The sequence below is a fragment of the Stomatobaculum sp. genome, assembly GCF_057248925.1.
Genome location: NZ_DBHIHF010000023.1, coordinates 19,265 through 36,414 on the forward strand (window position 1 = coordinate 19,265; position 17,150 = coordinate 36,414).

Consider the following 17,150-nt stretch of genomic DNA (forward strand, 5'->3'; position numbering starts at 1 on the left):
GGCAGTAAAATACAGGAGAAAAAAATATGGCAAGATTTAACGGTATGCCCGGCAACGCAAACAATATGATGAAACAGCTCCAGAAGATGCAGAAGCAGATGGAGGAGCAGGCAAAGGCTTTCGAGAGCAAGGAGTTTGAGGCGACGGCCGGCGGCGGCGCGGTGCGCGTCACGGTGGTCGGTGGCCGGGAAGTCAGTAAGATTACGCTGGACAAGGACGCCGTGGATCCGGATGATGTCGAGATGCTGGAGGACCTCATCAAGGCGGCGGTCAATGAGGCGCTTCGCATGGCGGAGGCCGAGAATCAGCAGATGATGGGCAAGCTGACCGGCGGACTGCCTTTCTAAAGGAAAAGAGTAAAAGAACGGATTTTCATGGATTATTACGGCAAACAAATCACGAGACTCATGGAAGAACTCTCCGCGCTGCCGGGGGTCGGCAGAAAGTCCGCGCAGCGCCTTGCGTTTCATATCATCAATATGCCGACGGAACGCGTCGCGTCTCTGACCGATGCCATTCGCAGCGCGCGGCAGAACGTGCGCTATTGCAAGGAATGTTTTACCCTGACCGATGAGGAGCTCTGCCCGATTTGCAAGAGCGCAAAGCGCAATCACCGGCAGATTATGGTGGTCGAGAACACGAGAGATCTCGCCGCCTACGAAAAAACGGGAAAATACGAAGGCGTCTACCATGTGTTGCACGGTGCCATTTCACCGATGCTCGGCATAGGACCCTCGGACATCAAGCTAAAAGAACTGATGCGGCGTCTGGAGGGCGATGTGGAGGAGGTCATCATTGCAACGAACCCGAGTCTGGAGGGTGAGACTACCGCGATGTACATCGCGAAGCTCGTGAAACCGACAGGCATTAAAGTCTCCAGAATTGCGAGCGGGGTTCCGGTGGGCGGCGATCTGGAATATATCGATGAGGTCACGCTCCTGCGTGCCCTGGAAGGAAGAACGGAGCTTTAAGAGGCGGAAAGGAAGCGGATGGACAAGCACGAACTGAACGTAAAAGTGGAGCAGATGCGCAAGCAGGCGGGGCTTGGTGACTATCAGACGGCAATGAAGATTGCCGATAAAATCGACTGGAGACGCGTGTCGAATGTGAGTCTCCTGACGCAGGTCTCCGAGATTTACGAAAAGAACGAAAAGTATCGGGAGGCAAAGGATATTCTGCTCCTCGCGGTCGAGAGAACACCGATGGGGCGGGGCTTGCTCTTTAAATTGACGCAGCTTGCCCTGAAGGTCGGGAGCATTGACGAGGCGGAGGAGTGCTTCGAGGAATTTCAGAAGCTCGCGCCGCAGGATTCCCGCCAGAAGCTGCTTCGCTATCAGATTTTAAAGGCGAAGGGCGCACAGCCGCCGCAGCTGATTCCGCCGCTCGAAGAGTATGTGAATGAGGAAATCTCCGAAGAGTGGATGTACGAGCTCGCCGAGCTCTACCATAAGGCGGGAATGCGGGATGCCTGCCTGGATCTTTGCGACCGCATTACCATACTCTTCGGATCCGGCGAGTGGGTGCAGAAAGCACTGCGCTTAAAGGCCGAGGGCGAGGGTGAGCCGCTGAACGAATACCAGCAGAGCATTGCCGGAGAAATTTATTACCAGCCGGCAAGCTCGCCGCGTCAGAATGCCGTGCGGGAGACGGCGCCGGTGACACCGGCATTTTCACAGGCCGTAGCGGTGATTCCGGAGTTTTCGTTGCAGCCGCAGGAGGCAGTGCCGCCTGTCATGACAGCGACAGCGACCGTACCGCCTTTCACAGCGGCACCGGAGACCGTACTGCCGCCCACCGCAGCGCCGGTTGCCGCACCGCAGTACACGGAGAGTGTGCCGTACGGCAATACGGCAGTTCAGGAGACGGCGGTGCCGCAGCCCGCAGTCGCAATGCCGCAGTATGTCGGCGGCGCAGCGGCAGGGATAGCGCCGCAGCCGATGGCGGCGCAGACGGCGCCGGAAATCCCGGCGGCATCGAATCCCGCCCCGGTACCCACGCAGGCGCTGACCGAGCCGTATGCGGCGGCGCAGGAGGATCGCTATCGCAATGTGCCGACCTTCCAAACGGCGACGGCGGCGACGACCGGTGTGCCTTCGTGGACGGAGGCCGTGCAGCCGCAGGAGGCGCCCGCGCAGAACGATATTGATGCAGAAATCGACGCGCATCTCCGCCGCCTCGAGGAGGAGAAACTCGGGCGCAAGGTCGCGACAATGTCTTCCCAGTCGCAGAGCGCGGCGTATATGCAGGCCGAGACGGAAAGCATGCAGACAGCGGCACTGTCAGCCGCGGGAGCGGGAAGTGTGCCGACCTTAGAGCATGCGGCAGTGACGGAGAGCGCGCCGGTTGCGGATCCGCGCACAGTAGAACAGCGCTATCGCGAGGAGAGTTCCCGCCCTTCGCGCGAATATGTGGTGTCGACCGAGCAGCGCGCGGCCGATTCCGAATTTCCGGGCACCGAGCAGCTCATGGTGGACAGACTTCGCTATGAGGAAGAGAGCGCGGCAGCCAGAGCGCGGGCGGCGGCGCGCGCCAGCGAGACCGAAGAGGAGCTGAGATCCCGCGAAGCGAAGCTCGATGAGACCAAGGTGTTGCCGAAACTCCCCGGACAGGAGAGACGGGAACAGCTCGCGCGGGAGGAGGCGGAACTGCGCCGCCTTGAGCAGGACAAAGAGGCGGAGCTGATTCAGAAGCCCGCCGAGAAGCCCGGGGAGACTGCGGCTGTCGTCGAAGAGACGCCTGTCAAGGCAACCGGGAGTGCGGAGACCGCGACTGCCGTCGAAGAGACGCCTGTCAAGGCGGCGGAGATTGCGGCTGTCCCCGCGGAACAGGTCGCAGAGAAGACAGACGAGCAGACCGCGGAAGCGGCGACAGGCAAACCGGAGACGGCAGCCCCCGCCGTGGCGGAAGCGGCGGCACCGGAGGAGAAAGCGGCAGCGACTACACCGGCGGTAGAACGTGCCGTGAGCACTGCGAAGGAGCCGCTTGCGGAAGAGGCAGCAGCCGCAGAGTACAGACCGAAGCAGCCGAAACTGCTCCGGACGCCGGGCTCATTCAACGCATTGATTGAGGGAAGGACACCGGAAGAGGGATTGCAGGGGGCGGTGGAGCGCCTCAAGGAGGCGCAGGCCGTGACCGGCTTCAAGCGTCCCGCGGCCAAGGTGAAGGCAGAGCGCCTGAATGTCTACGGCGTCCGCAATTCTGCGGAGAAGACCGCAGGCCGAGACCTCATCATTGAGGAGGCGGGCGATTTGAGCGATGTGAGCCTCAGCGAACTGATTCAGCTGATCGCCGCGGACGGCGGCATGCGCACCGTGCTTCTGATTGACAATCCGTTACAGCTCACCAGACTCCGCGCGTCGCACCCGGAAGTGGAAAAGGTCTTCCACACGGCGGATAAGCGCGAGGATGTAAAGGCATACTTTGCGGCGGAAGCGAAGTACCGGGAGGCCGAGGCACGTCGCCAGGAAGAAGTGACAAAGAGTGCCCTGGAGGCAAAGGAAGCGCGCCGCAAGGAAGAAGAAGCGCGTCGCAGGGAAGGAGCGCTTCAGGCGGCCGCGGCAAAAGAAGCGGCGGAGAGAGAAAGAGTCGAGGCCGAGAAAAAGGCTACGGAAGCGGAGAGGGAAAAGCTCGCCAAGGCGCGGGAGAACAATGTAGTGCAGGCGAACGGCGCAGCACCGGCAACGAGTGCTGTCGAAGAAGAGACCGTACAGGTGCGCACCGCACCGCAGACCAGGGCGGAGGACAGAGAGAGACCGCAGGCCGCGGGAGCAGCGCAGGTCACGGAAGCGGCGCAGGCGGTAACACGCCAGGCGCGCACGCATGCGGAGGACCTCGCAAAACTGGAGGCCGATAAGAAGCGTCTCTATGAGAACGAGCCGATGACCAAGGATGCGTTTGCAAACTACGCGGCGGTCTACGCGCGCAATATCGACTGTGTGATTACGGGCAAGAGCATGAATGCCCTCTACGAGCGGATTGAGCTTCTGCAGGCGGACAATGTAAAGCTCACGCGGAAAAATGCGGAGACTCTGATTGAAGAAGCGGCCGATCGCGCGGAGAAGCCGCCGCTCAGCAGAAGACTCGGCGGGCTCTTCTCCAAGCGCTATAACAAAGATGGGCTCCTGATTCTGAAGGAAGAGGATTTCCTCGGCTGATGGCAGTGCAACTCAGCGCCTGGCTTGATCGGAACTGGTTCGCGCTGCTCGTCGCCCTGTTTCTGCTCGGAATGATGCTGGACGGCCACCGGCGGGGCTTTCTTCGCCTCGCGGTGAGCGCCCTTGCCCTGATTCTGACAACCCTGTTTGCGCGGACGGCGCTGCCGGGAACGGCGAGTTTTCTCGCAAAGAACACAGGCTTACAGACGGCCGCGGAGCGCTACATTTCCGAGAAGACAGGTCTGGATACCGTGACGGACCGCCAGATTGATGACACGGCGGGGCAGGACCGCGTGATTGAAAATCTGCCCATTCCGGACAGCCTGAAAGCCGGACTTCGCACCAACAATACGTCGACAAACTGGGAAGCGCTCGGCGCAACCGGTTTTCAGCAGTATGCGGCGGATTTCCTGGGGCGAACACTTTTAAACTACTTCGGTTTCAGCCTGCTGTTTATACTGTTTCGCATGTTGCTGCATCTTCTGATGCGCGTGCTGAATCTCTTTACAGCACTCCCGATTATTCACGGAATCAACCAGATTGCGGGAGCCGTGCTGGGACTCGCAGAAGGCTTCTTTTTCCTCTGGTTCGGCTTTATTCTCCTGAATCTCTTTCAATACACGCCGCTTGGCAGCGGGGTGCTGGAGTGCATTGAGGCGACAGGCTGGCTCAGTTTCCTCTACCGAAACAATCTGTTGCTCACAGCGCTCGGCAATCTCTGGCAGGGCTTGCTCTGAGCGATATGAAACCGCAAATCAAAAGCCCCGAATCCGATGGATTCGGGGCTTTTTCCTATCTTTTTCGAAGTTACGGATTCAGCGGTTCGACCACCTGGATCGAAGAAGTGCTTTTCTTCGGCTCGGTGGATTTTGCCGGACCGCTTTTTCCGCCGGAGACAGTCTCGCCCGGGGCGGGCGCACCGCTGTTGTTGACGGCATTGGCCTTGGTGTCCGATTTCGCGGCGGAAGTTTCCTTTGCCTTGCCGGAAGCAGCGCTTGTCTGTTTTGCGGCAGTCGAACTTTCTTTTGCCTTCGTGCCCGCAGCGGAAGTTTCCTTTGCCTTTGTGCCCGCGGCGCTTGTCTGCTTGGCGGCGCTGCTTTCTTTCGCCTTGGTGGTGGGAGCGGCGGTGCTGGTCTTTGCTGCGGTCCGGCTCTCCTTTGCCTTGGTGGGAGCCGCTGTGCTCGTTACGGCCGCGCTCGTGCTCTCTTTCGTCGCTCTTGTCCGGCTCTCGCTTTGCTCTGCCTTTTTGCTGTTCTGCTTCCGCTCGCTCTCTCGCGTCTCATCCTCGACGGCGGTGCCGCCCTGCTTCTTTTCGTCGGCGCCGTAAGTGTGGTACTCGTGGCTGTTGTCACCGCCGTTTCCCATTGCATCGAGCTCGGAGAAATTGCAGACAGCTTCGTGGCCGAGTTTATCGGACGCGTGAATTTCGAGGCGGTCGGTCGTAATCTGGAAGACTGCGGTGTGGGCGGTATCGTCGATGCTGCGCGGGAGCACGTGCTCCTCGTTTGCGTCTATGCCGTAAATCGAATCATAGTCCACACCGGATTGGGCGTCGTCAAAGCTCACGGTCAGCATGTTGCCGTCGAGCTCCTCGCCGGAAATCAGCGGGGGCTGATCATCGACCGAGCCGATGTGTTCGTACTGGGTGCGGCTCATGCCGTTGATATAGCGAACCGTGACTTCCAGCGTGCCGTTCTTGTCGACGCTCGTCTTATAGTGTCCGCCGCCCAGATTCTCAAGGTTCAGCGGTGTGTCGTCGAGTTTGACATCAAACGCAGCGAGCGGCAGGCGCGGGTGCATCTCCAGTTCGATTTCAGCCGAGCGGAAATCGACGGACTCCTCAATATGAAGCTTAAACTTGGGACGCAAGGTCACCAGGAAAAAGATCAGAAGATTCAGGAGAAGAAAGGGAATTACATAGAAGAGAAACACATTACCCGGCTTCTTTTCCTCCGGCGTCGGCTGACTTGGGTTTCTCGCCTCCTCGTTGGCCATAAGACTCCTTTCAAACAAGCTATATTTTTTTCATTCTAACATTTGCGAGGAATGCGGGCAAGTGCGCGTTTTAAAGGAAAGTTTAGGACTTTTAGGGTAGTCATAAGTACAAAACATGTTATAATAGACGCTATCGTGCGCAGAACGGCTATGGAAAGAAACGGCGCACGGTCTTTGTGCTTCTCAGGCAACAAATGGGGGAAATATTATGAACGAGGAGGCAGAAAAGAAAACGATGAAAAAACAAACGATTTTTCAGCGTATTGCGGCGGTTGCTCTTTCGCTCGCGATGACGCTTGGTATGAGTAACCTTTCCGGAGATCTCTCGGCGCCTGTACACGCGGAAGAGGGCAAGGTAGTCCTTTCCTACGAGATGGAATATAAGGGACAGGGCTGGACCGGTTGGGCCGGGGACAACCACATGCTGACCCGCACGGGAACCTATCCAACGGCATTTCGCGCGGCGCTCAGAGAGCAGCCGGCAGGCATGACGGGAACCATTCAGTACCAGGTCAATGTGAGCGGTAGCGGCTGGACCGGCACCAAGGAGAACGGTGCCGTGGCCGGCGTGGAAGGCGGCACGGCGCCGCTCGAAGGTGTTCGTGTCTGGCTGAACGGCGAGCTCGCGTCTTCTTTTGATGTATACACGAAGGCACAGGTGAACGGGCAGTGGCTCGACTGGGTCACGAACGGACAGGATGCCGGTAAAGTCGGCGTCGGCACGCACATTGACGGCGTGCGGATTGCGGTCGTGAAGAAGGGGGAGACCCCGGCAGAGGTTGCGGAAGCGTCAGTGCGAAAGGTGGATCCGAACCGCCCGATGGTCGCTTTGACCTTTGACGACGGACCGAGCAAGTACGACGCACAAATACTCTCGGCGCTCGAGGCAAACGGCGGCCGCGCGACCTTCTTCATGGTCGGTAATCTCGTGGCGCGTCATCAGAAGACTGTGCAGCGCATGGCGGCGGACGGCATGGAGCTCGGCAATCACAGCTGGGCACACGAGAATCTCGCAAAACTCAGCGGTCCGGCCGTGCAGGAATCGATTCAGAAGACCAACCGCACAATCCGCGAGGCAACCGGTCAGAGCGCAACGCTGGTGCGCCCGCCCTACGGTTCGCTCGGCGGCAAGGCGCGTCCGACGCTCGCGGCAATGGGCTATTCGGCGACGCTCTGGGATATTGATACCTTGGACTGGAAGACCAAGAACGCGGACAATACGGTGAATGTCGTTCTGAGCCAGGTGAAGGACGGCGACATTGTCCTCATGCACAGCATCTATGCACAGAGTGCGGCGGCGGCAGAGCGCATTATTCCGGAGCTGACCAGAAGAGGTTATCAGCTCGTCACGGTCAGTGAGCTTGCGGCGGCGCGCGGCGTCAAGATGGAGCCCGGTCACAGCTACGGCTCCTTCCACAAGAAAAAGTGAGTACAGCAGAACTTGAGAGCGCACTGAAAAGCGGTGCGCTCTCGCGGGCCTATCTTCTTTGCGGAGAGGAAAGCTATCTCCGCAGGAACTATAAGGCCCGCTTTTTTTCATTGTTTGCGGGCGACAGCATGAATGTCACGCTGTTGCGGGAAGAAGCGGCGAACGAGGACAATATCATTGCGGCGGCCGATACGTTGCCCTTTTTTGCGGAGCGTCGTCTGGTCTTCGTCGAGGAGAGCGGTCTCTTCCAAAAGAGCGCCGACAAGCTCGCTGACTATCTGCCCACACTGCCGGAAAGCACCCTTCTGGTCTTCTCGGAGGAGAGTGTCGACAAGCGAACACGCCTCTACAAGGCAGTCGCAAAGCTCGGCGGGATTGCGGAGTGTGCGCACCCGGCAGAGCGGGATCTGAAGCTCTGGGCAGCGCGCTACCTGTTGCGGAGCGGCAAAAAAATTCAGGAGAGTGTGCTCGAGCAGCTGCTTGCGGCGGTCGGCGGGGATATGGAGATGCTCGGCGGCGAGCTTGAAAAGCTGATTGCCTACCTCGGCGTGCGGGATGTGGTCACGCGGGAAGACCTGGCGGCAATTATTTCGGTCTCGGTTGAGAATCGCATCTTTGATATGATTGCGGCGAGCTGTGAGCGGAAGACAGACCGGGCGCTCTCGCTCTACAGTGACTTGCTTGCTCTCAAGGAAAAGCCCGGGCGCATTCTGGCGATGTTAAGCCGCCAGTACCGCCAGCTTCGCCTCGTCAAGGCCTTTGCGGCCGAGGGAAAGCGGGAAAAAGAAATTGCGGAGCTCGCCGGGCAACCCCAGTGGCTGGTACGGAAACTTTTGCAAATGGGGCGACAACTTTCGCTCAGCGGTCTTGCGGCCGCCGAACGGCGCGCCGCAGCCTTGGAAACAGCCTATAAATCCGGTCGTATGGGCGAGCAACTCGCCGTGGAACTGCTGCTTTGCGACAGCGATTTGACAGAATACTCTCTGTGAATTTGCACAATTTTTAATAAACGGCATTCATAAAAATGTGAAAACAACACAGGAAAAACCGAAATACGCATTGACACTCACCGTAATACTTGCTATAGTTACATTGTGATTTGAGTGGACACGGATTCGCGCGACAGCAAAGACCATGAGGTTCCATCCGTGGTCGATCTGACACGCACTTTGTTGCCCCGGGGGATTACGGATTATTTTATTCATGGAGGCACGACAATGCACAACGGAACAGTTAAGTGGTTCAATGCGACTAAGGGTTATGGTTTCATCACGGACGATGCGGACAAGAGCGAGATTTTCGTTCACTTCTCCGGTATCAACTCTGAGGGCTACAAGACGCTCGAGGATGGCCAGAAGGTCACGTTCGAAGTGGCTGACGGCAACAGAGGACCGCAGGCAGTCAACGTAACGGCTGTTCAGTAAGCTTATCCCAAACGGGGGCAAACGAAACGACAGCAGGATTTTAACTGAGATGGAACGAGAGAGAATGCGAGAGCATTCTCTCTTTTTTTGTGCCCGGCGCCTGTAGTGTCGCGCAACCGTTCGAAGGCAATCAGCATCTCCCGGTCGCCGCGAAGACAGCGGCAGCGCTGCGGCAACAACTGTGCTTGCAGTTAATAGAGAATTGGTGTATTATGCAAATAGTTAACTATTGCGAAAGAACGAAGGAGAATCGGAAGGGTCGACGGTCGCTGCGGATTCCGCATCAGCCCGCAGCGTGAACCAAAAAGAGACGGAAGAGGAGCGACAAAGTATGAATCGGATTGAACTTAGGGAGGTCAGCAAGCGCTACGGCAAAAGGCCTGTGCTGGACGGCCTGAACCTAACGGTAGGACAGGGAGAAATCTACGGTCTGATTGGAAAAAACGGCGCCGGAAAAACAACGTTGTTCAAGACCATTCTGGGGCTCACGGAGATACAGGGTGGGCAAGTCTCGATTGACGGAGAGACAACGCAGGCAGGACTTCGGAAGGCAAGGCGAAAGATAGGCTTCTTTATCGGCGGCAACTTTTTTGACTATTTGAGTGCGGAGGAGAATTTACGCTTTTACTGCGGGGTCAAGGGAATACGGGACACGGCGGAAATCGAGCGGGTGTTAGCGCTCGTCGGCCTTTCGGGCGTCAAGTCCAAGTTCGGTGCTTTTTCGCTCGGTATGCGACAGCGTCTCGGTATTGCGAATGCGCTGCTCGGAAAGCCGGAGATTTTACTGCTCGACGAGCCGGTGAACGGTCTGGACCCGGAGGGGATTGCCGAGATGCGCGTGCTGTTCCGAAAACTTGCTGCGGAAGAGGGAAGCACCATTCTGCTTTCTTCCCATATCTTAGGGGAACTCGAGCACACGGCGGATCGCTTCGGAATTCTGGAGAACGGCGCTCTGGTGCGCGAGATTGCGCGGACAGAGTTACAGTCGGAGGCAGCCGGTTGTGTGACCTTGCGGGTTTCTGATTGTGAGCGGGCCAAGCGCGTGTTGCAGGCAGCGGGAATTCGAGTCTGCGGGCGGGAAGAAAACGGGCAGAGCCTTGAGGATTACTATTTTTCGCTGACGGGAGGCAGAAAAGATGCATAACTATATGCTTGCGGACATCGCGCGCGTTTTGAAAAAACGAAGCGTCCGCGTCGGAATTCCGGGCTTTGAACTTTGCCTGGCACTGTTGCTTTTGTTCTACGGCGGCAACGGTGCGGTTTCGGCCGATATGCGTCGAGCGACCGAGTTCGCGCTCGACTTTTTTCCGCTGGTCATCGGGACGTTGCTCTTTGTCTCTGTCTATGCGGACGACTTTAAGTGCCGGGCGATGCAGGTTGCAATCGGCGCGGGTGTCTCACGGGAAGGCATAGTCCTCGCAAAATTCGGAGAGTGCGCGCTGCTTCTGCTGTTCACGCTCGTGCCGACCGCTGCGCTCTGCTTTCTGCTCCCGGGTGCGCGCCGTCTTTTCTATACAGACGCGGAGGCAGTGTCGGTCGCGCTCACCGTTGCACAGGTATTTCTCCGGACGCTCGGATTCATGCAGCTTGCGGCGACCCTCTGCTTCCTTACGCAGAACAGTTTGCAGGGCGCGATTGCCTTTGCGCTGCTCTCATCGAACGCAATGTTTATTCTGATCACGATGACCCTGCTGACGGGACCGCTCAAAGATAACGTGGGACGTCTGCGCCCCTTTCTCTACACGGCGCTGCTTCGCAGCGTGCAGAACAACATACAGGACGGAAAGCCGTTTGTCGGCATCTTTGTGCTCGCGCTCGGAATCTATATGATACTTCCGCTGCTGCTTGTACTGCTCGGCTTTCGAAAGAAGGAATTGTCATTTTAAGGAGGTACGGTATCATGCGGAATATTCTGAAAAAAATATTGAAAGTGTGCGTTCGACTGATATTTGGGCTCATGCTGCTCCTGCTCGGAGCGGGGCTTTTGGTCTTCGGAAAGCAGAAGATAGAGGAGATACAGGCGCACCGGGAAATTCCGGAACTCAGGGCAGAGATGCAGTCCCTATCCGCGGATCATATCCCGGACAATGTATCCGTCCTTGCCGTCGGGGAAGGGGTACACGGCAGCCGTGAATTTCAGGAGCTGAAACTCTCTGTCTTGCGAGAGATGGTCGAGAAACAGGGCTATACGGCTTTTGCGCTCGAAGCGGACTACAGCGAGTGTGCCGACATCAACCGCTATTTGCAGAGCGGCGAGGGCAAGCCGGAAGAGCTGGTACAGAAGTTCTCGTTCCCGATTTATCACACCAAAGAGATGGCTGCACTGCTTGGCTGGATACAAGACTGGAACCGGACAGCGCCGGAAGAGAAAAAGGTTCGCTTTTACGGCTTTGATATGCAGAATCCCGAGACCGGCTATGCGTTTTTAAAGCAGTACAGCCTTGCGCACGGACTCGCGACCGAGGCGGAATTTGATGCGGTCTTCAAAAATGTTCTGACGCCCCCCTATTCGATCAATGCGGAACGTGCGGGGCAGGCCGTTGCGTTTCTGGATGGGCTGCGCGCGAAAGCCGGTGATGCGGATATGCGCGATGCGGATGCGAGGGACTTTCAAATGGAACTCACAACTGTGCGCCAGGCGATGGAATCCTGGACTTCAACCGAGGATTCCAATACGCTTCGAGACCGGGATATGGCGGAGAATGTAAAGGCCATCCGAAACATCGAGGCCGAAATCGGCTCCGGAAAGATTGTCGTTTCCGCGCACGACGGGCACATTGAGCGGGTGAATCCGATTTACACAAGCATGGGCGTTCTCCTTTCGCAGGGCCTCGGAAACGACTACTACGCAATCGGCACCGATGTCTGGAAGCTGGGGGACAATATTAAGCGCATGGGTGAAGCAAAGCGGAGCATACAGCACTTTGTTTCCTGCGACCCGCTGGCAGCGCAGGCGCGCTTTGCGGAGGGGCGGCAATATGTCCTCTATTTTTCGCAGATCACAAAGGAGGAGAGCCGGGTTTACACCCTGGTGCATACACCCATGCGGATGATGCAGCTTGGCGAAGGCTATACCTTTTTGATGCGGCTTTTGCCGGATCGCAGCTATCGGCTGAAAGGCGCGCCGGCGGCCTATTACGACGCGATGCTGTTTCTCTATGAGGCGCATCCGATTGAGATTTTGAACGGTTCCGGCAGCTGAAGTTGCGGCGCCAGGTCGAATAAAACGGAAGCGCAGACGTATATTTTTACAGTAGGCAGGGCGGTGAAGAGAGCATTCACCGCCCTGTCGTTTTTGTCTTTGTCCGATACAAAACAACCGTCGTGATACGGCGGCGACAGCAACTTTGTTTCGTGATGAGCGACAAAGAAAGGGCTTTATATGCGGATTATGAGCCGGGCTATACCGTCAGTACGAACGGAAACTGGCAGCTGATTAACCCGGAGCACTCCGAGTGGATCTTCACGCTGAACGGCGGTATCCGCCTGGTGGGACGCTGGGCAAAGCTGGACTACGCAAACGGCGAGCTGAACAAAAACGGCTGGTATCACTTTAACTCGTACGGTATTATGGACTTCGGCTGGTTTAAGGACGAGCAGGGCAGTTGGTACTACTGCAACACGGCGAACGACGGCTGGCTCGGCAAGATGCAGTACGGCTGGTATTTTGACGAAGTGGACAAACACTGGTATTATCTGGATTTGACGACAGGTGTGATGCCGACGGGCTGGCAGGCGATCAACGGCAAGTGGTACTACTTCACCCCGGAGACGATCGCGTACACCTACGAGTACGATGCGGTCAACGAGAAGTGGTTCTACAAGGCGGGGAACACGGTTCGCCCGCACGGCTCCATGTATGTTAATGAGACCACGCCGGACGGCTATCGCGTCGATGCAAACGGCGCGTGGCAGCGTTGAATATGTCGGGGCACCGCTTCGGTGCCCTGATAGATAGGAGAACAGAATGAAACGACACAAACTGAGAAAGAGGGCATTGACCGCGCTTCTCGCGCTGAGCCTGTTCTCGACCCAGCTGCTGACGGCACAGGCGGCAGGGCCTGTGGATTACTCGGACTATGCGAGTACATCGGGTATCGGGTATTCCAATCCCGATCATGCGAGCAGCTATGGCACAGCCGCCAAAATTGTTTTTGACACGGGGAGCGGGCCGAGGGTGAATGCGACGACGACAAATCCTACGACACCGAATCTCACGGGTTGGCACAACGTGACGCAGACCGGGCGCTTTTATATCATCGATGGTCAATCCGGTCATGCGTTGAACGCCAGTGCACCGTTTTCCGGACACATGGACAATAACTATGCGGGAAGTTTTGCAAGACCCAACACATCCTGGCCCGGCGGTAAGCCGGTGCTCCCCTGGGGGCAGGACGATATCGCGCCGCCTACCTGGACGGGTTATACCTTTACCGGATGGAAAAAGATTGTTCCGACCGGTGCGAGCACGGGCATCGAAGCAGATGTCAGACCGGAAGTCGGTATGGATCCGGTGTTTCCCTACAACACGACGACAGTCTACCGGGCAAACTGGATGGGCAGTGCGAACTACAAGCTCTTCACGACACACGGCAGAAAAGCGGATGCGGCAAGCGAATTTGCGCCTTGGACTTTTGACCGGAGCGATGATGATATTGTGGTTGAGAGCGCTGTGAGCAAGGGCAGTGTGGATCTGCCGGGCTATAAAATCACCGGGGTCACGGTGAAGAGTACGGGCTCCACGGATGCAGCGAAGACCGCGGCCACAGACTTCACGGTCACTGGTGCCTCCGGCCTCGGGCCGGACGGCGCGGTGATCCCCGGAGACGAGCGCTTCCTGGTGCCGCCTACGATTACAAGTCCGCTGCTTCTGGACAGCAACATGCCGAACCAGAACGTCTCGATGCAGTTTGACTACGAGCCGGACACGAATCAGAAGTTCAAGTTCTCGACGAGCTATGTCTATCTGGATTCCTCGAATATTGAGAACAGCATGACAGTGCCGGTCGGCACGAGCGGCATACTCGGCTCGGCAAAACTTTTTGCCGCGGAGAGCGACGGCGCAGGCGTGCAAAACGGCACGACGCGCTTCACGGCGGCGCTGCTTCCGGATGCAAACAATCCGAAAGACAATACGGCGGCGCATCATCCGAAGTATGTGTTCTACAAGGCGGAAATCGTGAGCGGTAAGGAAAAGAAGACCCTCTCGAAGACCGTCGTGGCCGGCGGCACGGCGGAGACCTTTGTGAGACAGCGGGGGCTCGAGGAGAGCCTTTTCGATCTGCAGATGCCGGCGGTTAATGCGGTGTCACCGACGCCGGTCAGCTTCAAGTGGATGCCGAACCAGGACGTCAAGGTCAAGTATATCTACAAACTGAATCCGGACTACACGAACATGGTCAGCATTGTCCTGAAGAGTTCGCGTGACAACGATGCAAGCGGTTTCGTAGACAGCAATGTGCCGCGGCCGATTATCGAGAAGGCGACGGCACCGGGCAGTCTGACGACAGTCAGCATCCCCTATGTGCCGAACTACACGGTGGTCAGCGCAATCGCACTGGATTCCGCGGCACTGACCCAGCAGCCGCAGATACTCGTGCAGCCGACCGCAACGGCGAGCGGCAGTATCCGGTACGAGTCGACGACCGACCCGGCGACCATTGTGGTGCGCTATCAGCCGAATCCGAACGCCTTTGCGAAGGTCTATTACACCGCGAAGACGGAGGGCGGCGGCACCGGCGGCTCGCTCAGCGGCGTACTCGTACAGCAGATGACGATGCCGAAGACCTACACGCTCGACGAACTGCTCACGCTGCACGGCATCTCGGCGACACCGGCAACCGGCTATCTCGGCGATGGCTGGTACAAGGCAAATGCGAGCGGGACCGCACCGGACGGATCGAAGCTGAGCGGAACGGACTCGCTTTCGGTCACAGCTGCGGGACCGAATAAGTACATCTATGTGTTCAAAAAGAACCCGGCCGACTGGGGCACGGTGCGCTTCTTCAGCGGGGCGAACGGCAGCATCAGCGGCACGGCGGTGCAGTCGGTGTTAAAGAATACGGCGCTCAGCAGCCTGGCACCGGCGGTCACGCCGAACACCGGCTATCAGTTCGAGGGCTGGTATGACAATGTCGGGAACCTCGTGTCGACGGATCAGAACTTCGGCAGCCTGACGGTGCAGGGCAATGCGAGCTATACCGCGCACTTTGTCCTGATTGCCGCGCTCAGCGATATGGTCTTTGCGGTGCCGAATGTGGATGCAAGTGTCAGCGGCGCGGACGGCACGGGGCAGCTTCGAGTCAACACGCCGAATACCTCGCGCGTCTATACGGTCACGGATCTGAACGGCAATGTGATTGCGACGATGACGGGACTTGCGCTCTCGACAGGCAGTTTTACGGGCCTCCGTCCGGGACAGCCCTATCATATCTATGAGCTGGCAGCCGATCAGAATCCGGCGGCCGGAACCAATATTTCCGCGGTCCCGGCCAATAAGAAGGGACCGGAGGCGCTCGCGGTGATTCCGGCGACACAGCCGAATCTCACGGCAGTGCCGGACCCCTCGAACAACACGGCCTCGATCACAGTCAATCCGGCGGACGCGAACAGCCAGTATGCGCTCGTCGACGACGCGGGCAATGCGGTCGCACCGGGTTTTGTGAGCCCGGGCGGCAGCGGCGTGGTCTTCACGGGTCTTGACCCGGTGAGAAGTTATACGGTTGTCGCACAGCCGAACGGCAGTGCACAGAACCCGGCGGCGAATGCGGCGGCGGGGTACGGCACGACCGTTCCGGCAGCGACACAGAGCGCTGCGGTCGCAAACGACACATTCACGGTTAAGGTCTACAACGACCCGGCAAACAGCGGCCGTCTGCTCCTGCACACGAGAGCCGGCGCAACGCTCCCGGTCTCGGATGAGAAGGAAATCGACGATGCCAAGAGCGGTGACATCGTGATGCTCTCGGCCGATGCGACCGACAGCACCGGCGCGGCCTTTGTGCGCTGGCAGCTCCTCGGCGGCAGTGTGCTCGGCTTTAACCCGGCACTGCGCAGTCAGAGTGTCACGGTGAGCGGAAACGCGGTCTTTGAGCCGATTTATCAGAGCACACCCGGCGCGAATCAGGTGGAACTGCAGGTCTCATCGAGCGACAACAGCGTCGGCGTCGCCGAGAACATCCGCCGGACAAAGCAGGATGCGCTTAACAGCCCGCAGCTTCCGGAGGACAATGTCTGGGCGACCAACAGCAACGCGACCTATACCATCAAGCTCCAGAAGGGCGCGCCGAGCGCAGATGTGAGACAGGCAGTTTCGCTGGCCGACGGAAACAGCGGTGAGGCTTCATTCCGCTTCGGCTGGATGCTCGACGTGAAACTGTTCCGCAGCCTGACCAGAACAGCTGACGGCGCGGTCTTAAACCGCCCGGTACCGGAAGATGCGGCGGCGCGAATCGCGGACTTTATGATTACGACAGCCCTGAACACGGCGGCAATCGGCAAGACCGACTATGCGCTCTATGCCGTCCGAAAAGATGCGAGCGGTGCCCTGACGGCAGTGGATTTGAGCTCGCAGCTTCCGGCGGATTTTGCGACCAACCCGGGTGCGATTTACGAGCTCCCGGCGGAAATCGGCGACAAGCTCGTCCTGACCTACCATAAGGCGGTGAAGTTCCGCATCATCGACGGCAGAACGGCGAGCAACAATGCGACCGTGCTGCTCCGGAAGGGTTCGGCGCCCGCGGCGAATACAGCCTATACGGCGTTGCCGCTCGACTTCACGCAGAACCTCGACAACGGCAAGTATCGCTTCGTGGGTCTCTCGAAGACAGCGGGCAGTTATACGGCTTTTGATCCGGCGACGGATGCGGTCAACACGGATTTAACAATCTACGCGTACTACGAGGTGGATCCGGCCTGGACAGCGGCGCGCGCGGCACTCGATGCGAGTCGCGCGACTGGCACGGCGGCACTCCCGAATGTCTCCGACCCGACGCTCGCGGCGGCCTTGCAGGCGGCATTGAACAATGCGGCGGCAGTGTCGAATGCGACGGCACCTTCCTCCTCGATTGCGGCTATGCTCGCGGCACAGGTCGCCCTGGACCAGGTAATTCACGACGCGAGCGTGGCGCCGACACCTGCGCCCACGCC

Annotated in this window: 13 protein-coding genes; 12 read left to right on the forward strand and 1 reads right to left on the reverse strand. The window is 58.2% G+C overall.

Features of this window, described 5'->3' with window-relative positions:
- Nucleotides 1-26: 26 nt before the first annotated feature.
- Genes ACO4XG_RS08780 through ACO4XG_RS08795 form a run of 4 tightly spaced genes read left to right on the forward strand, consistent with a single transcriptional unit; the run spans nucleotide 27 to nucleotide 4,891 of the window.
- Entirely contained in the window at nucleotides 27-347 is a 321-nt protein-coding gene (locus ACO4XG_RS08780; RefSeq protein ID WP_308508068.1) for a YbaB/EbfC family nucleoid-associated protein, read from the forward strand.
- A 27-nt stretch (nucleotides 348-374) separates the two neighbouring features.
- A complete protein-coding gene (gene recR / locus ACO4XG_RS08785; protein ID WP_308508069.1) occupies nucleotides 375-971 on the forward strand; it encodes a recombination mediator RecR in 597 nt (198 codons plus the stop codon).
- A gap of 18 nt (nucleotides 972-989) precedes the next feature.
- The gene (locus tag ACO4XG_RS08790) at nucleotides 990-4,154 is read left to right on the forward strand and encodes a hypothetical protein (protein ID WP_308508070.1); all 3,165 of its coding nucleotides are present in this window, start codon (nucleotides 990-992) and stop codon (nucleotides 4,152-4,154) included.
- Complete coding sequence (locus ACO4XG_RS08795; RefSeq protein WP_308508071.1) at nucleotides 4,154-4,891, forward strand: CvpA family protein; 738 nt, start codon at nucleotides 4,154-4,156, stop codon at nucleotides 4,889-4,891. The genes ACO4XG_RS08790 and ACO4XG_RS08795 overlap by 1 nt, the downstream gene beginning before the upstream one ends.
- A 70-nt stretch (nucleotides 4,892-4,961) precedes the next feature.
- Here ACO4XG_RS08795 and ACO4XG_RS08800 read toward each other — a convergent pair whose 3' ends face one another.
- A complete protein-coding gene (locus ACO4XG_RS08800) occupies nucleotides 4,962-6,149 on the reverse strand; it encodes a hypothetical protein (RefSeq protein ID WP_308508072.1) in 1,188 nt (395 codons plus the stop codon).
- Between the two features lie 235 nt (nucleotides 6,150-6,384).
- Here ACO4XG_RS08800 and ACO4XG_RS08805 point away from each other — a divergent pair, with 235 nt between their 5' ends.
- From ACO4XG_RS08805 to ACO4XG_RS08840, 8 genes are all read left to right on the forward strand, one after another.
- On the forward strand, nucleotides 6,385-7,578 hold the full coding sequence (locus ACO4XG_RS08805) for a polysaccharide deacetylase family protein (RefSeq protein ID WP_308508073.1): 1,194 nt from the start codon (nucleotides 6,385-6,387) through the stop codon (nucleotides 7,576-7,578).
- Nucleotides 7,575-8,567 carry a DNA polymerase III subunit delta gene (gene holA, locus ACO4XG_RS08810; RefSeq protein ID WP_308508074.1) on the forward strand — a complete coding sequence of 331 codons (993 nt, stop codon included), beginning with the start codon at nucleotides 7,575-7,577 and terminating at the stop codon, nucleotides 8,565-8,567. Before ACO4XG_RS08805 ends, holA begins: the two co-directional genes overlap by 4 nt.
- A gap of 228 nt (nucleotides 8,568-8,795) precedes the next feature.
- Nucleotides 8,796-9,002, forward strand: a complete 207-nt coding sequence (locus ACO4XG_RS08815) for a cold-shock protein (RefSeq protein ID WP_009533861.1) — start codon at nucleotides 8,796-8,798, stop codon at nucleotides 9,000-9,002.
- A gap of 331 nt (nucleotides 9,003-9,333) precedes the next feature.
- A complete protein-coding gene (locus tag ACO4XG_RS08820) occupies nucleotides 9,334-10,146 on the forward strand; it encodes an ABC transporter ATP-binding protein (protein WP_308508075.1) in 813 nt (270 codons plus the stop codon).
- Nucleotides 10,139-10,888 carry a hypothetical protein gene (locus tag ACO4XG_RS08825; protein WP_308508076.1) on the forward strand — a complete coding sequence of 250 codons (750 nt, stop codon included), beginning with the start codon at nucleotides 10,139-10,141 and terminating at the stop codon, nucleotides 10,886-10,888. The genes ACO4XG_RS08820 and ACO4XG_RS08825 overlap by 8 nt, the downstream gene beginning before the upstream one ends.
- A 14-nt stretch (nucleotides 10,889-10,902) precedes the next feature.
- Nucleotides 10,903-12,204: an erythromycin esterase family protein gene (locus ACO4XG_RS08830; RefSeq protein ID WP_308508077.1), complete on the forward strand. Its 1,302-nt coding sequence runs from the start codon at nucleotides 10,903-10,905 to the stop codon at nucleotides 12,202-12,204.
- Nucleotides 12,205-12,359: 155 nt separating this feature from the next.
- The gene (locus ACO4XG_RS08835; RefSeq protein WP_308508078.1) at nucleotides 12,360-12,923 is read left to right on the forward strand and encodes a hypothetical protein; all 564 of its coding nucleotides are present in this window, start codon (nucleotides 12,360-12,362) and stop codon (nucleotides 12,921-12,923) included.
- 46 nt (nucleotides 12,924-12,969) lie between these two features.
- A partial coding sequence (locus ACO4XG_RS08840) for an InlB B-repeat-containing protein (RefSeq protein ID WP_308508079.1) occupies nucleotides 12,970-17,150 on the forward strand: 4,181 nt, incomplete at its 3' end.

Excerpts from the sequence above, each read along its gene's own strand:
- ACO4XG_RS08780 (WP_308508068.1), top strand. The coding sequence starts at position 27 with ATGGCAAGATTTAACGGTATGCCCGGCAACGCAAACAATATGATGAAA.
- recR (WP_308508069.1), top strand. The coding sequence starts at position 375 with ATGGATTATTACGGCAAACAAATCACGAGACTCATGGAAGAACTCTCC.
- ACO4XG_RS08790 (WP_308508070.1), top strand. The coding sequence starts at position 990 with ATGGACAAGCACGAACTGAACGTAAAAGTGGAGCAGATGCGCAAGCAG.
- ACO4XG_RS08795 (WP_308508071.1), top strand. The coding sequence starts at position 4,154 with ATGGCAGTGCAACTCAGCGCCTGGCTTGATCGGAACTGGTTCGCGCTG.
- ACO4XG_RS08800 (WP_308508072.1), bottom strand. The coding sequence starts at position 6,149 with ATGGCCAACGAGGAGGCGAGAAACCCAAGTCAGCCGACGCCGGAGGAA.
- ACO4XG_RS08805 (WP_308508073.1), top strand. The coding sequence starts at position 6,385 with ATGAAAAAACAAACGATTTTTCAGCGTATTGCGGCGGTTGCTCTTTCG.
- ACO4XG_RS08815 (WP_009533861.1), top strand. The coding sequence starts at position 8,796 with ATGCACAACGGAACAGTTAAGTGGTTCAATGCGACTAAGGGTTATGGT.
- ACO4XG_RS08820 (WP_308508075.1), top strand. The coding sequence starts at position 9,334 with ATGAATCGGATTGAACTTAGGGAGGTCAGCAAGCGCTACGGCAAAAGG.
- ACO4XG_RS08825 (WP_308508076.1), top strand. The coding sequence starts at position 10,139 with ATGCATAACTATATGCTTGCGGACATCGCGCGCGTTTTGAAAAAACGA.
- ACO4XG_RS08830 (WP_308508077.1), top strand. The coding sequence starts at position 10,903 with ATGCGGAATATTCTGAAAAAAATATTGAAAGTGTGCGTTCGACTGATA.
- ACO4XG_RS08835 (WP_308508078.1), top strand. The coding sequence starts at position 12,360 with ATGAGCGACAAAGAAAGGGCTTTATATGCGGATTATGAGCCGGGCTAT.